The sequence below is a fragment of the Streptomyces echinoruber genome, from assembly GCF_014651135.1.
Classification (GTDB): domain Bacteria; phylum Actinomycetota; class Actinomycetes; order Streptomycetales; family Streptomycetaceae; genus Streptomyces; species Streptomyces echinoruber.
Map to the genome: position 1 here is coordinate 141,742 of NZ_BMWH01000003.1, position 13,913 is coordinate 155,654.

Here is a 13,913-nt window from a genome sequence, read left to right on the forward strand (position 1 = left end):
GACGGTTCACGGGCGCACGCGGCACCGTGTCCGCCGGCCCAATCCACGAGGCCCGGACGTCGGCGCCCGGACCGGTCGGCCGGGCGCACTGTCGGCAGGTCCTCGGACTGACGCGGATGCGTGTCCGCGGACACGGACATGGGCATGGACACGCACGCGTACACCGTTGCGGGACAGTTCCGGATTCGCACCGGATTCCCCTGCGGCGACAGCGAGACGAGCATACATGTTGTGCCGGTAGCGGAAAGAGGCCCCCAGATGTTGTGTTGCGTGGTGGCGGGGTCGTCAGTCCGGCCGCTGCCGGAGCGGCAGTTCGTAGACGAGCAGCGTGACGTCGTCCAGCTCCGGTATCGGGTTCCAGTCGCGCTCGGGGGCGCGGGTGAAGCCCAGGCGGGCGTAGAGGCGATGGGCGGTGCGCATGGTGCGCTGGGTGGACAGCACGACACGGACACAGCCGTCGCTCGCGCGGGCCCGGTCGAGGCAGGCGCGCACCAATGCCTCCCCGGCACCCCGGCCGCGGGCCTCGTGCGCGACCGCCAGCATCCGTATCTCGGCCTCGCCGGGGCGGGCGATCTCGGCCATGCGGCTGCCGGCCGGGGCGAAGGTCACGCCGCCGGCGACACGGCCGTCCACCTCCGCCACCAGCACCTCGGCGGCCGCCGCCCGCGCGGCGACGTCCCGCAGGTGCTCCAGGTAGCCGTCGCTCTCCCCGAAATCGAGCAGACCGTCCTGGAGGTAGGCCCGGGCGGTGATCTCGCCCAGGACGTCGTACTCGCCGGGGCGCACCGGCCGGATCACGATGTCCATGCGGCCGAGTGTGCCGCAGGGGTACGACAACGGGCCGCCGGATTTCCTCCGGCGGCCCGTCGGTGAGGACGCGTCAGTGCGAGGCGCCCGCCGTGGCGGGCGGCAGCTCCACCTGCACGCCCGGGTCGCCCGCGTCGGCCGTGTAGTCCTCCGGCTTGGTCTCGTCGACGCCGTCCGGGGCCTTCACGGCGCGCAGGACCAGCGTCAGAACCACGGCCACCAGCACGTTCAGCACGAACGCCGTCAGGCCGATGTAGCCGATCTCGCCGATGCCGGGGATCTCCTTCGCGGAGCCGCCGAAGTGCTTCTGGGTCGGCGAGGCCACGCCGTACGCGGCCATCGTGCCGTAGACCATGCCGACCGCCCAGCCGGCCAGCAGCGCCCAGCGGTGGAACCACCGGGTGAACAGGCCGGCGACCATCGTCGGGAAGGTCTGCAGGATCCAGATGCCGCCCAGGAGCTGGAAGTTGATCGCCACCGTCTTGTCCATGGTCAGGACGAAGACGAGCGCGCCCACCTTCACCAGCAGCGACACGATCTTGGAGACGGCGGTCTCCTGCTTCGCCGTCGCGTCGGGCTTGATGAAGTCCTTGTAGATGTTGCGGGTGAAGAGATTCGCGGCCGCGATCGACATGATGGCCGCCGGGACCAGCGCGCCGATGCCGATGGCGGCGAAGGCCACGCCCGCGAACCAGTCCGGGAAGACGTTCTCGAACAGCTGCGGGATCGCCAGCTGGCCGTTGGTGACCTTGATGCCGTCCGCGATCGCCATGAAGCCCAGCAGCGCCAGCAGACCCAGCATCAGCGAGTACAGCGGCAGGATCGTGGTGTTGCGGCGGATCACCTCACGGCTGCGCGAGGACAGCGTCGCGGTGATCGAGTGCGGGTACATGAACAGCGCGAGCGCCGAGCCCAGCGCCAGCGTGGCGTACGTCCACTGCCCGGCCTCGGGCGGCACCACGGCGCCGCGCGGCTTGCCGGTCGCCGGGTTGGTCTGGCCGAGTGCCTGGGTCGCCTTGGCGAAGATGTCGTCGAACCCGCCGAGCTTGATCGGGATGTAGATGATCGCCACCGCGATCACGAGGTAGATCAGCGCGTCCTTCACGAACGCGATCAGCGCCGGCGCCCGCAGACCCGAGGAGTACGTGTACGCCGCGAGCACACCGAAGGCGATCAGCAGCGGCAGGTCCTTGACGAACCAGTGGGTGCTCGCGCCGCCGCCGACGCCCATCACGTCCAGCACCGCCTGGATGCCGACCAGCTGCAGCGCGATGTACGGCATCGTGGCGAGGATGCCGGTCAGCGCCACCGCCAGCGACAGCGCCTTGGAGCCGTAGCGGCCGCGCACGAAGTCGGAGGTGGTGACGTAGCCGTGGCGGTGCGAGACCGACCACAGCCGGGGCAGGAAGGTGAAGATCAGCGGGTAGACCAGGATGGTGTACGGCACCGCGAAGAAGCCCGCCGCGCCGCCCGCGTAGATCGCCGCCGGCACGGCGACGAAGGTGTACGCGGTGTACAGGTCGCCGCCGAGCAGGAACCACGTGATCCAGGTGCCGAACGAGCGTCCGCCCAGGCCCCACTCGTCGAGACTGTGCTCGTTCTCCGCCCGGCGCCAGCGCGCGGCGAGGAAGCCCATGACGGTGACGAGCAGGAAGAAGAAGACGCAGACGCCGAGCGCCACGCCGTTGACGCCGTCCTTCACTTCGACGCACCCCCGTTCCCGGACCGGGTGGCGCGCGCCTGCTGGTCACGCCGCCACAGGTGGTAGGCGATCATCGTCAGCCCCGTGGAGACGATCACCCACAGCATCTGGTACCAGTAGAAGAACGGGATGCCGATGAAGACCGGGGTGGCCTTCGCGTACGATCCGACCCACAGCAGCGCCACGAACGGTGCGGCGAGACAGAGGGCGATGACGACCCGTACCGGTGTCACCACCGTTCCGCGGGCCTCTGGGGTGACTTCTGGGGCATTCGACATGGGGCGCCTCCGTCCCCTCGTTGATCACCTGTGCAATGCGCAGGCAATTTAGGTCACGGTGCGCCCGCTGCGGAACCCCTTGTTCGTATAACGGTTCGCATACGACGGCACCGGGCCGCGCCGCACCGCGCCCGGTCGCCTCTGACCAGCGCGTTCTTCCCGGTGATGCCCTACCGTTCCGGCCGCTTCAGCCGGGCCACGCCGCATTTCCCGGGGGGCGACCCCCGGACCCCCGGCCGGGGCAGGCCCGGCGCGGGTCCTACCGCTCCGGCCGCTTCAGCCGGGCCACGAACTTGTACCTGTCCCCGCGGTACACCGACCGCACCCACTCCACCGGCTTGCCCTCCCGGTCGAAGGAGTGGCGGGAAAGCATCAGCATGGGCAGGCCGACGTCGGTGCCGAGCAGGCCGGCCTCGCGCGGGGTGGCCAGCGAGGTCTCGATGGTCTCCTCGGCCTCGGCGAGGTGGACGTCGTACACCTCGGCCAGCGCGGTGTAGAGGGAGGTGTACTTCGCCAGGCTGCGCCTGAGGGCGGGGAAGCGCTTCGCGCTCAGGTGGGTAGTCTCGATGGCCATGGGCTCGCCGTTGGCCATGCGCAGCCGCTCGATGCGCAGCACCCGGCCGCCGGCGGCGATGTCGAGCAGGCCGGCGAGGCGGTCGTCGGCGGTGACGTAGCCGATGTCGAGGAGCTGCGAGGTGGGCTCCAGGCCCTGGGCGCGCATGTCCTCCGTGTAGGAGGTCAGTTGCAGCGCCTGCGACACCTTCGGCTTGGCGACGAAGGTGCCCTTGCCCTGGATGCGCTCCAGGCGGCCCTCGACGACGAGTTCCTGCAGGGCCTGGCGGACGGTCGTGCGGGAGGTGTCGAACTCCGCGGCCAGCGTGCGCTCGGGCGGCACGGGCGTGCCCGGGGGCAGCGTCTCCGTCATGTCGAGCAGGTGCCGCTTCAAGCGGTAGTACTTGGGCACGCGCGCGGTACGGACGCTGGTCCCGTTCTCGTTCTCCGCACTGCTGACGTCGGTGCTCATGCTCTGCCTTCCCGGCTCCGGGTGCCGAAGCGACCGACATACCCATCGGCCACGGCTCACATCGTGGCACGGCCGTGTCCGGCGGGGGCCGCCCGCACGCTCCGTGATCTCCTCTGTATACCGCCGTGACCGCTGTTGGTCTAGTCCAGCTCGGCGGTGGCTGCCCGAATCGAAACATTCCTGCATATCGCGGTCGCGTAACGGACCTCCCGGGCCGTCCTGAACACCCTTGACAGCCCTATTGGTCTGGGCCAAGCTCCCCCGTACTGGTCTACACCATTGGTCCAGGTCCCGGCCCCACGGGCGGTACGCGCCGGCGAACACCGCGGGGAGGCAGGGGGGTTCGAGGCATCCCTGAGGAGGATGGCGTGAAGCGCAAGCTGGCAGCCGCGATCGGCATCGCGGGCATGATGGTCTCCATCGCGGCGTGCGGGGACGGCGACGGCAAGGGCGGGGCCGCGGGCGGCGGGGCCGACGCCAAGGAACTGACCGTCTGGCTCACCGTCGACGCACAGAACAACTGGCCGCAACTGGTGAAGGCCGCCGACGCGGCCGTGCAGAAGAAGCACCCGGGCCTGAAGATCACTCACGAGTACTACGGCTGGCCGGACAAGAACGCCAAGCTCGACGCCGTCCTCGCCACCGACAAGGCCCCCGACGTGGTCGAGATGGGCAACAGCGAGATGCTCGGCTACATGGTCAAGGGCGCCTTCGCCCCCGTCGACCCGGCGAAGTTCACCAACTCCGGCGCCTGGCTGGACGGTCTGAAGACCTCCGTCACCTACCAGGGCAAGACCTACGGCGTGCCGTACTACGCCGGCGGCCGCATCGCCACCTGGCGCAAGGACGTCTTCGCCGCGGCCGGCGTGAAGTCCACACCGAAGACGTACCAGGAGCTCACCGCCGACCTGGACAAGGTGCAGAAGAAGCAGGGGAGCGGCTTCAGCGCCTGGTACCAGCCCACCCGCGACTGGTACGCCGCCATGTCCTTCGTCTACGACGCCGGCGGCGCCATCGCCAAGGAGGAGGGCGGCCGGTGGAAGGCCTCCCTGTCCTCCCCCGAGTCCCTCAAGGGGCTGAAGGAGTTCAAGAACGTCGTCGACAGATACATGCACGGCGACAAGACCAAGGACGAGTCCGACCGCTACATCGTCTTCGGCCAGGGCAAGTCCGGCATGATCTTCGGCGCGGCCTGGGAGGGCGCCACCTCCGCCGACCCGAAGAACGACAAGACCGGCAAGCTCAAGGACAACCTCGAGAACTTCGTGATGCCCGGCCCGTCCGGCAAGAACATGCCCGTCTTCCTCGGCGGCTCCGACCTCGCCATCCCGGTGAGGTCCGACGCGCAGGCCCTGGCCGCCGAGTGGATCAACGCCTTCACCGGGCCGTCCGGGCAGAAGGGCCTGATGGCCAAGGGCAACCTGCCCAACAACAAGACCGACCTCGCCACCCTGAAGAACGACCCGGCGACCGCGGTCCCGGCCACCGCGGCCGAGTCCAACTGGTTCGTTCCCATGGCGCCCGGCTGGGGCCGGGTGGAGAAGCAGCAGATCCTGCAGACCATGCTCCAGGACATCGGCACCGGCAAGAAGTCGGTCGAGGCCGCCGCGAAGGACGCGGACGCCGCGATCGACAAGGTCATCAACACCAAGTGACCCGGGCCCCGGGGTCCCGCCACCGGCGGCGGGACCCCGCCCGCCCCCTTCCCGGCCGCCGTCGCGGCCCGTCCCCTCCTTCCCCCGAGCCGTCCCCGCGGCCCCGCCGCCCGAGCCACCCGAGCCACCCGAGGGACCCTTGAGGAGCGCGCCATGAGTGCCGCAGACACCACCACCCCCGCCAAGGTGCCGCTGCCGCGGCAGGCGCCGCCGCCACCCGGCGCGGCGGCCACCGCCCGCACGCGCCCGCGCCCGTCCCGCCGCGGTGCCGCGGTCCCCTGGCTGCTGCTGGCGCCCTGCCTGGTGACCCTCGTCCTGGTCATGGGCTATCCGCTGGTCCGCCTGGTCACCCTGTCCTTCCAGACGTTCGGCCAGTCCCAGCTGTGGGGCTTCCAGCCGGCCGAGTGGGTGGGGCTGCGCAACTTCCGCACGGTGCTGGGCGACGGCGAGTTCTGGGCGGTCGTGCTGCGCACGGTCGTTTTCGCGGCCGGCTGCGTGGTGGCCACCATGGTCCTCGGCATGGCGGTGGCGCTGCTGCAGCAGCGCGTCTCCCGCTGGCTGCGCACGCTCGTCAATATCGTCCTGGTGGCCAGTTGGGGCATGCCCGTCATCGTCGCCACCACCGTCTTCAAATGGCTCTTCGACTCCGACTACGGCGTGCTGAACGCCCTGTTGAGCAAGGTGCCCGGGGTGCACATGAGCGGCCACAACTGGTTCGCGAGCGGCCCGCAGGGCCTTGCCGTGATCATGCTGCTGGTGGTGTGGGGCGCCGTCCCGTTCGTCGTCATCACCCTCAGCGCGGGCCTGACACAGGTGCCGAAGGAACTGGAGGAGGCCGCGCGGCTGGACGGAGCCGGCTCCTGGGGCGTCTTCCGGCACGTCACCCTGCCCATCCTCAAGCCCGTCGTGGTGATGCTCACGACCCTGTCGGTGATCTGGGACATGGGCGTCTTTCCGCAGGTGTTCGTGATGCGCGGTGGCCACCCCGAACCCGAGTTCCAGGTGCTCAACACCTACTCCTACGACCGCGCTTTCGTCGTCAACGACTACGCGCAGGGCTCGGCGATCGCCCTGATCACCGTGCTGCTGCTGCTCGGCGTGGTCGCCGTCTACATGCGTCAGATGCTCAGGATCGGAGAGGTGGAGTGAGCGGCGTGAGCAGTGTGAGCGGTGTGAGCGGTGCGGGGGCCGCGGCCGGCGCCGTCCGGCGGCGACGCAGGTCCCGGCTCGGCTGGAACCTCCTCGGCCTGCTCGTCCTCGTCACGGCGGGCTTCCCCCTCTACTGGATGCTGAACACGGCGTTCAAACCGGCCGAGGACGCCATCGACCCCGACCCGAGCCTGCTGCCGACCGGGGTGACGCTCGCCAACTTCCGCCGCGCGCTGGACATCGCCGACTTCTGGGGGCCGGTGGGCCGCAGCCTGGTGGTGTCCCTGGCGGTGGTCGTGATCGGCGTCGTCGTCGGCATGCTCGCCGCGCTCGCCATCTCCCGGTTCGCCTTCCGCGGCCGCAAGGTGGTGATCGTGGGCATCCTGGCGGTGCAGATGGTCCCGCTCGTCGCCATGATCATCCCGGTGTTCCTGCTGCTGAACGACCTGGGGCAGTACGACAAGCTCACCGGCCTCGTCATCACCTACCTGACCTTCATCCTCCCCTTCACGGTGTGGACGCTGCGCGGCTTCATCGTCAACATCCCGCGGGAGCTGGAGGAGGCCGCCATGGTCGACGGCTGCTCCCGCACCACCGCCTTCCTGCGGGTGGTCTTCCCGCTGCTCGCCCCCGGCCTGGTCGCCACCTCGGTGTACGGCTTCATCCAGGCCTGGAACGAGTACCTGTACGCCCTGATGCTGCTCAGCCAGAAGCACCAGACCGCCACCGTGTGGCTGGGCAACTTCACCACCAAGCACGGCACCGAGTACGCCCCGATGATGGCCGGAGCCACCATGATGGCGGTGCCGATCGTCGTGCTGTTCCTGCTCGTCCAGCGCAAGATGGCCGCGGGACTGACCGCGGGCGCCGTGAAGGGATGACACCCACCCGATGACGACACTCGCCGGCACCGACACCCTCACGCGTGACGCGCTCACCGTCCTCCAGCCGGGCTTCACCGGCACCACCGCCCCCGACTGGCTGCTGCGCCGCCTCGGCGAGGGCCTGGCCTCCGTCGGCCTGTTCGGCCGCAACATCACCTCCCCCGGACAACTCGCCGCTCTCACCGCCCAGTTGCGCGCCGAACGCGACGACGTGCTCGTCGCCGTCGACGAGGAGGGCGGCGACGTGACCCGCCTGGAGGTGCACACCGGCTCCTCCTACCCCGGCAACCACGCCCTCGGCGCCGTCGACGACGTGGAGCTCACCCGCAAGGTCGCCCGCGAACTCGGCCGCCGCCTCGCCGCGTGCGGCGTCAACCTCGACTGGGCGCCCTCCGCCGACGTCAACTCCGACCCGGCCAACCCGGTCATCGGCGTCCGCTCCTTCGGCGCCGACCCCGCCCTGGTCGCCCGGCACACCGCCGCCTACGTCACCGGCCTGCAGTCGGCCGGCGTCGCCGCCTGCACCAAGCACTTCCCCGGCCACGGCGACACCGCCGTCGACTCCCACCTCGCCCTGCCCCGCATCGACGTGCCGGCGCCGGTGCTGCGGGAGCGCGAACTCGCCCCGTTCCGCGCGGCCGTCGCCGCCGGCACCAAGGCCGTGATGAGCGCCCACATCCTGGTCCCCGCCCTCGACCCGGACCGCCCGGCCACCCTGTCCCGCACGGTCCTGACCGACCTGCTGCGCGGCGAACTCGGCTACGACGGCCTCATCGTCACCGACGGCATGGAGATGCGCGCCGTCGCCGCCACCTACGGCATCGAACGCGGCAGCATGCTGGCCATCGCCGCCGGCGCCGACGCCATCTGCGTGGGCGGCGGCCTCGCCGACGACGACACCGTCCGCCGCCTGCGCGACGCCCTGGTCGCCGCCGTCCGCTCCGGCGACCTGCCCGAGGAACGCCTGGCCGACGCGGCGGAACGCGTCCGGGCACTCGCGCGCTGGACGGCCCGGGCCCGGCGGACCGGCCCGCCCGCCGCCGCGGACAGCGGCATCGGCCTGCGCGCGGCCCGCCGCGCCCTGCGGGTCACCGGCGCCGACGCCTTCACCCCGCTCACCGCGCCGCCGTACGTCGCCGTCCTCACCCCGGTCGCCAACATCGCCGTCGGCACCGAGACCCCGTGGGGCGTGGCCGCCGAACTCGCCCGCCTCCTGCCGGGCACCGAGACCGGCAGCTTCACCGGGGACGACGCCGGAGCGGCGGCCCTGCGCGCGGCGGGGGAGCGGCGCATCGTGGCCGTCGTCCGCGACGAGCACCGTCACCCCTGGATGGCGGCCGCCCTCGACACCCTGCTCGCCGCCCGTCCCGACACCGTCGTCGTCGAGATGGGCGTCCCCCAGGCCCCGCCCCGCGGCGCCCTCCACATCGCCACCCACGGCGCGGCCCGGGTCTGCGGCCGTGCGGCGGCGGAGGCGATCGCGGGGGTGTAGGTCCGGGCGGCGGGGGCCCGGATACCTCGGACAGGGTGGGGGCTCGGACGCGCCGGGGGCCCGGATACCTCGGACAGGGTGGGGGCTCGGACGCGCCGGGGGCCCGGGCACGGTGGGGCTCGGACGCGCCGGGGGCCCGGACGCGGTGGGGCCACGGGGGCGGGAACGCCCTGCGCGGCGGGACACGTCCCGGCCCACCACACCCGCGCCGGGCCTCCCGCCGGGGCCCGCCGGGAACCGCGGGCGCCGGTCACCGGCCCCGCAGGGCGCTCTGCGCCCTGCGCCGGGCTCCGGGCCCTGCCTCGGACGTCTCGGACGCCTTGCCTCAGATGCCCTGCCAGTCGGGCTTGTTGGCGTACGTGTGGCGGAAGTAGTCGGCGAGCTTCAGCTTGGACGCGGCGGCCTCGTCGACGACGACCGTGGCGTGCGGGTGGAGCTGCAGGGCCGAGGCCGGGCAGACCGCGGCGACCGGGCCCTCGACGCTCGCGGCGACCGCGTCCGCCTTGCCCTCGCCGGTGGCGAGCAGCACCACGTGCCGCGCCTCCAGGATCGTACCGATGCCCTGGGTGATGACGTGATGCGGCACCTGCTCGATGTCACCGTCGAAGAAGCGCGCGTTGTCGATGCGGGTCCGCTCGGTCAGCGTCTTGATCCGCGTGCGGGAGGCCAGCGACGAGCACGGCTCGTTGAACCCGATGTGCCCGTCCGTGCCGATCCCGAGCAGCTGCAGGTCCACCCCGCCCGCCTCGGCCAGCGCCCGGTCGTAGGCGTCGCAGGCGGCCCGCAGGTCCCGCGCGGTGCCGTCCGGCCCGAGGAACCGCTCCATGCCGATGCCGAGCGGCTCCAGCACCTCCCGGCGCAGCACCGAGCGGTACGACTCGGGATGGTCCGCGGGCAGCCCCACGTACTCGTCGAGCTGGGCGATCCGTGCTCGCGAGACGTCCACGGCACCGGCGCGGACCTTGGCCGCCAGCGCCTCGTACACGGGCAGTGGTGTGGAACCGGTGGCCACGCCGAGCAGGGCGTCGGGCTTGCGTCGCAGCAGCTGTGCCATGGCCTCGGCGACGAGCTCGCCGCCGGCCTGGGCGTCCGGAACGATGACAACTTCCACGCGGGGCCTGCCGATCGAGGAGAGGGGACGTGAACCGGAGAGACGGCCATGTGGTTTAGACCAATAAGGTCAATCTAACAGAGGTCGTTCGGGTCTCCCAGGCGGGACCGCCGCATCGCCGTGTGCGTCTCCTGCGGGCCGTGTGCCGTTCCTGTCGCTCCTGTCGCAGGGAACCTCCCGTCGCGTCCACCCAGCTTCCGGTCACCCACCGTCCGCCGTCCGAGGCCAGGAACGCCACCACGTCGGCGACGTCGGCCGGCTCGCCCACCCGCCCCAGGGCGGAGAGCGCGGCGGCCTCGGCCCGGCCGTCCTCGGTGCCGTGCAGGAGGTCGTGGGTGTTGTCGGTGTCGATGACGCCGGGCGCCACCGAGTTCACCGTGATGCCGCGGGGGCCCAGCACCTTGGACAGGTCGCGGGAGAAGACGTCCAGCGCACCCTTGGTCATGGCGTAGGCCATCAGGTGCGGGAACACGGCGGTCCGGGCCAGGCCGGACGATATGTTGATGACGCGGCCGCCGTCGCGCAGCCGTTCCAGACCGTGCTGGACGATGAAGAACGGCGCCCTCACGTTCACCGCGAAGACGCGGTCGTACTCCTTCTCGTCGATCTCCTCCAGCGGCGGCGAGACGCCGATCCCCGCGTTGTTCACCAGGATGTCCACCCCGTCGGCGTGCCGGTCGAACTGCTCCCACAGCTCCTCGGCGTCGCCCGGCCGTCCCAGCTCCACTCCGAGGGTGAACGCCGATCCGCCGGCCGCCTCGATCGCGGTCACCGTCTCCTTCGCCGCCGCCTCGTTGCGCCCGTAGTGCACCGCCACCCGTGCGCCGTCCCGCGCCAGCCGCTCGGCGATGCCCCGCCCGATGCCCCTGCTCGCGCCCGTCACCAGCGCCGTCCTGCCCGTCAGTGCGCCCATGGCGTTCCTTCCTCCTCGCGTCCTGTTCGCCGCTTGCGCGCCGCCCCGGCGGCTCCTGTGCGCCGCCTCCACGGCAGCCGTGGCCGGTCCGGCCGGCCCATAATTTTCTAGCGGTCGCTACAAAAATGACCGTACAACACTCCGCCGACATTTCTCTAGTGCCCCCTATAGAATTCACCCCATGGCGAGCAGCGAGGACACCCGGCCCACCCGGTCCGCCCGGCCGTCGCCGTCCCGGCGTGGCCGCCCCCGGTCCTTCGACCGCGCGACCGCTCTGGAGAAGGCGCTGCTGGCCTTCTGGGAGCACGGCTACGAGGCCACCTCCGTCGCGGACCTCACCCGCGCCATGGGCATAGGCGCCCCGAGCCTGTACGCGGCCTTCGGCGACAAGCAGGCGCTCTTCACGGAGGTCGTGCACGAGTACCGCGCGCGGTACGGCTCCTTCGGCGACCGCGCCCTGGCCGAGGAGCCCACCGCCCGGGCCGCCGTCGAGCGGGTGCTGCGCGAGGCGGCCGCCGAGTACACCGCGCCGGACCGCCCGCACGGCTGCCTGGTCGTCCACGCGGCGACCAACTGCTCGACCCCCGAGGTGGAGGCGTTGCTGCGGGAACGGCGCAACGCGAACATCGCCGCGTTCGAGAGTCGTATACGGGCGGGCATCGCCGCGGGGGAGCTGCCCGCGGACACCGACGCCGGCGCGCTCGCCCGCTGCGTCGGCGCGGTGCTGCAGGGCATGTCGCAGCAGGCGCGCGACGGCGCGAGCCGCGCGGAACTGGAGGCGCTGGTCGACGTGGCCCTGGCCGGCTGGCCCCGCGGCTGAGCCGCCGCGCCGCCGGCCCGCGCCGGAAACCGGGGCGTCCCGGCAGTTGTGGGAACCCGCCCTCGTCGGCCAAGCTGTTCGGTGGCAGAACGACAAGGGCGCGGTGCGCGCACAACAAGTGAACGCATCAGGTTTCCGCCTTCCCCCGCACAGGAAGGCGGACGGAGGAACCGGAGCTCTCTGCCCTGACTGCCCCGGCTCCTCCTCTTCGGCCGAGTGGGACCGCACACCCCCCGGTCGATGATGCTCCGGGCTGCGGTGCCGGGAGGGTTGAGGGTCCCTCTCAGGCGCCGCGGCCCGCGGGTGTTTCCGGGGCGGTTCACCGGGCGGCCGGCTCCCGTTCACCGGGTCGTCCGTTTCGGAGCGGCACAAACCGCCGGGTACGCTCGCAGACGTGCCCTCCATGAACGAACTCGTCCGCCAGCACACCGCCCTCGACGACTCCGACCTCGAGTGGCTCCACCTGCTGGTCTCGGAGTGGCAGCTGCTCTCCGACCTCTCCTTCGCCGACCTGGTGCTGTGGGTGCCCACGCGGGACGGCACCCGCTACGTCTCGATCGCCCAGATGCGGCCCAACACCGGCCCCACCTCCTACCAGGACGACATGGTCGGCCACCTGGTGCCGCGCGGCCGCCGGCCCATGCTGGACGCGGCGCTCGACGAGGGCCGGATCGTGCGCGAGGGCGACCCCGAGTGGCGGGAGGAGGTCCCGGTCCGCGTCGAGTCCATCCCCGTACGGCGCGAGGGCCGCGTGCTCGGCGTGATCGCCCGCAACACCAACCTGCTGACCGTGCGCACCCCGAGCCGCCTGGAGCTGACGTACCTGCAGAGCGCCTCCGACCTGGCGCAGATGATCGCGGCCGGCGCGTTCCCGTTCGCCGAGCAGCAGGTCGACATGGACGCCTCGCCCCGCGTCGGCGACGGTCTGATCCGGCTGGACGCCGACGGCGTCGTCCAGTACGCCTCCCCGAACGCGCTCTCCGCCTACCACCGTCTCGGCCTCGCCGCCGACCTCGTCGGCCACCACCTGGGCAAGACCACCGCCGAACTCGCCCCGTCCCGGGCGCCGGTGGACGAGGGGCTGGAGAAGCTCGCCAGCGGCTGGGCGCCGCGCGAGTTCGAGATCGAGGCCAACGAGGGCGTGATCCAGTTCCGTACGATCCCGCTCAAACCCAAGGGTACGCGCATCGGTTCGCTGGTGCTGCTGCGGGACGTCACGGAACTGCGCCGCCGCGAGCGGGAGTTGATCACCAAGGACGCGACGATCCGGGAGATCCACCACCGCGTCAAGAACAACCTCCAGACGGTGGCCGCCCTGCTGCGCCTGCAGGCCCGGCGCATCGACTCCGTGCGCGGCCGCGAGGCCCTGGAGGAGGCCGTGCGGCGGGTGGGGTCCATCGCGATCGTGCACGAGACGCTGTCCCAGAACCTGGACGAGCGCGTGGAGTTCGACGAGATCGCCGACCGGGTGCTCGCCATGGTCGCCGAGATCTCGCCGGGCAAGGTCACCGGCCGGCGCACCGGGCGCTTCGGCATCCTCGACGCCGAGGTCGCCACCCCGCTGTCCATGGTCCTCACCGAGATCCTGCAGAACGCCCTCGAACACGCCTTCCGCGAGGGCGACACCGGGACCGTCGAGGTCTCCGCCGTGCGCGGCGGCACCACCCGCGACGCCCGCCTCCTCGTCACCGTCCAGGACGACGGCGTCGGCCTCCCCGAGGGCTTCGACCCGCACCGCTCCGGCAACCTCGGCCTGCAGATCGTGCGCACGCTCGTCGAGGGCGAGCTGGGCGGCACCTTCGACATGGTCCCCGCCCCGGAGCGCGGCACCCGCGTGATCCTGGACATCCCCGTGCGGACACCCAAGTAGCCACAGCAGCCCGAGCAGTCCCTGCAGCCCCAGTGGGCCGTCCTTTCAAGTGGGCGGTACGGCAAGGGAGTCCGGCATCGGCCGGCGTACGGCGGTCGGCGCCGGGGCAGCAAAAAGCCCCGGACCGGCGGGTCCGAGGCTAGTGCTCGCTGCTGTGGGCGTACCCCCTGCTCCAAGAGCCCGGAGTACTGTGCGCTGCTGCTCGGGG

12 protein-coding genes and 1 riboswitch are annotated in these 13,913 nt (G+C 71.7%); of the genes, 6 read left to right on the forward strand and 6 right to left on the reverse strand.

All coding sequences use genetic code 11. The features are described from left to right. Positions 1-76: 76 nt before the first annotated feature. Positions 77-225, reverse strand: a riboswitch (cobalamin riboswitch). A gap of 60 nt (positions 226-285) precedes the next feature. From IE225_RS05710 to IE225_RS05725, 4 genes are all read right to left on the reverse strand, one after another. Then, positions 286-807 (reverse strand): GNAT family N-acetyltransferase, encoded by a 522-nt coding sequence (locus tag IE225_RS05710; RefSeq protein WP_190056227.1) that lies wholly within the window; start codon positions 805-807, stop codon positions 286-288. Between the two features lie 73 nt (positions 808-880). Then, positions 881-2,509 (reverse strand): monocarboxylate uptake permease MctP, encoded by a 1,629-nt coding sequence (mctP, locus tag IE225_RS05715; RefSeq protein WP_190056228.1) that lies wholly within the window; start codon positions 2,507-2,509, stop codon positions 881-883. Further along, positions 2,506-2,787 carry a DUF3311 domain-containing protein gene (locus IE225_RS05720; protein WP_190056229.1) on the reverse strand — a complete coding sequence of 94 codons (282 nt, stop codon included), beginning with the start codon at positions 2,785-2,787 and terminating at the stop codon, positions 2,506-2,508. Before IE225_RS05720 ends, mctP begins: the two co-directional genes overlap by 4 nt. Before the next feature lie 259 nt (positions 2,788-3,046). After that, positions 3,047-3,811 (reverse strand): GntR family transcriptional regulator, encoded by a 765-nt coding sequence (locus IE225_RS05725; protein WP_190056230.1) that lies wholly within the window; start codon positions 3,809-3,811, stop codon positions 3,047-3,049. Between the two features lie 368 nt (positions 3,812-4,179). On the opposite strand from IE225_RS05725, the gene IE225_RS05730 reads away from it, so the two are divergent. From IE225_RS05730 to IE225_RS05745, 4 genes are all read left to right on the forward strand, one after another. After that, positions 4,180-5,466 (forward strand): extracellular solute-binding protein, encoded by a 1,287-nt coding sequence (locus tag IE225_RS05730; protein ID WP_190056231.1) that lies wholly within the window; start codon positions 4,180-4,182, stop codon positions 5,464-5,466. A gap of 153 nt (positions 5,467-5,619) precedes the next feature. After that, the gene (locus tag IE225_RS05735) at positions 5,620-6,615 is read left to right on the forward strand and encodes a carbohydrate ABC transporter permease (protein WP_190056232.1); all 996 of its coding nucleotides are present in this window, start codon (positions 5,620-5,622) and stop codon (positions 6,613-6,615) included. 14 nt (positions 6,616-6,629) lie between these two features. Further along, positions 6,630-7,496, forward strand: coding sequence for a carbohydrate ABC transporter permease (locus tag IE225_RS05740; RefSeq protein ID WP_190056465.1), 867 nt, complete (start codon positions 6,630-6,632; stop codon positions 7,494-7,496). A gap of 10 nt (positions 7,497-7,506) precedes the next feature. Then, positions 7,507-8,991, forward strand: coding sequence for a glycoside hydrolase family 3 protein (locus IE225_RS05745; protein ID WP_190056233.1), 1,485 nt, complete (start codon positions 7,507-7,509; stop codon positions 8,989-8,991). A gap of 325 nt (positions 8,992-9,316) precedes the next feature. On the opposite strand, the gene nagB is transcribed toward IE225_RS05745, so the two are convergent. After that, positions 9,317-10,102 carry a glucosamine-6-phosphate deaminase gene (gene nagB / locus IE225_RS05750; protein WP_190056234.1) on the reverse strand — a complete coding sequence of 262 codons (786 nt, stop codon included), beginning with the start codon at positions 10,100-10,102 and terminating at the stop codon, positions 9,317-9,319. 55 nt (positions 10,103-10,157) lie between these two features. Beyond that, complete coding sequence (locus IE225_RS05755; RefSeq protein WP_190056235.1) at positions 10,158-11,015, reverse strand: SDR family oxidoreductase; 858 nt, start codon at positions 11,013-11,015, stop codon at positions 10,158-10,160. Between the two features lie 181 nt (positions 11,016-11,196). On the opposite strand from IE225_RS05755, the gene IE225_RS05760 reads away from it, so the two are divergent. Together IE225_RS05760 and IE225_RS05765 are read left to right on the forward strand one after the other, a co-directional pair. Next, positions 11,197-11,835 (forward strand): TetR/AcrR family transcriptional regulator, encoded by a 639-nt coding sequence (locus tag IE225_RS05760; RefSeq protein ID WP_190056236.1) that lies wholly within the window; start codon positions 11,197-11,199, stop codon positions 11,833-11,835. A gap of 403 nt (positions 11,836-12,238) precedes the next feature. After that, positions 12,239-13,705, forward strand: coding sequence for a sensor histidine kinase (locus IE225_RS05765; protein WP_190056466.1), 1,467 nt, complete (start codon positions 12,239-12,241; stop codon positions 13,703-13,705). Positions 13,706-13,913 lie beyond the last annotated feature (208 nt).

Excerpts from the sequence above, each read along its gene's own strand:
- IE225_RS05710 (WP_190056227.1), bottom strand. The coding sequence starts at position 807 with ATGGACATCGTGATCCGGCCGGTGCGCCCCGGCGAGTACGACGTCCTG.
- IE225_RS05720 (WP_190056229.1), bottom strand. The coding sequence starts at position 2,787 with ATGTCGAATGCCCCAGAAGTCACCCCAGAGGCCCGCGGAACGGTGGTG.
- IE225_RS05725 (WP_190056230.1), bottom strand. The coding sequence starts at position 3,811 with ATGAGCACCGACGTCAGCAGTGCGGAGAACGAGAACGGGACCAGCGTC.
- IE225_RS05735 (WP_190056232.1), top strand. The coding sequence starts at position 5,620 with ATGAGTGCCGCAGACACCACCACCCCCGCCAAGGTGCCGCTGCCGCGG.
- IE225_RS05745 (WP_190056233.1), top strand. The coding sequence starts at position 7,507 with ATGACGACACTCGCCGGCACCGACACCCTCACGCGTGACGCGCTCACC.
- IE225_RS05755 (WP_190056235.1), bottom strand. The coding sequence starts at position 11,015 with ATGGGCGCACTGACGGGCAGGACGGCGCTGGTGACGGGCGCGAGCAGG.
- IE225_RS05760 (WP_190056236.1), top strand. The coding sequence starts at position 11,197 with ATGGCGAGCAGCGAGGACACCCGGCCCACCCGGTCCGCCCGGCCGTCG.
- IE225_RS05765 (WP_190056466.1), top strand. The coding sequence starts at position 12,239 with ATGAACGAACTCGTCCGCCAGCACACCGCCCTCGACGACTCCGACCTC.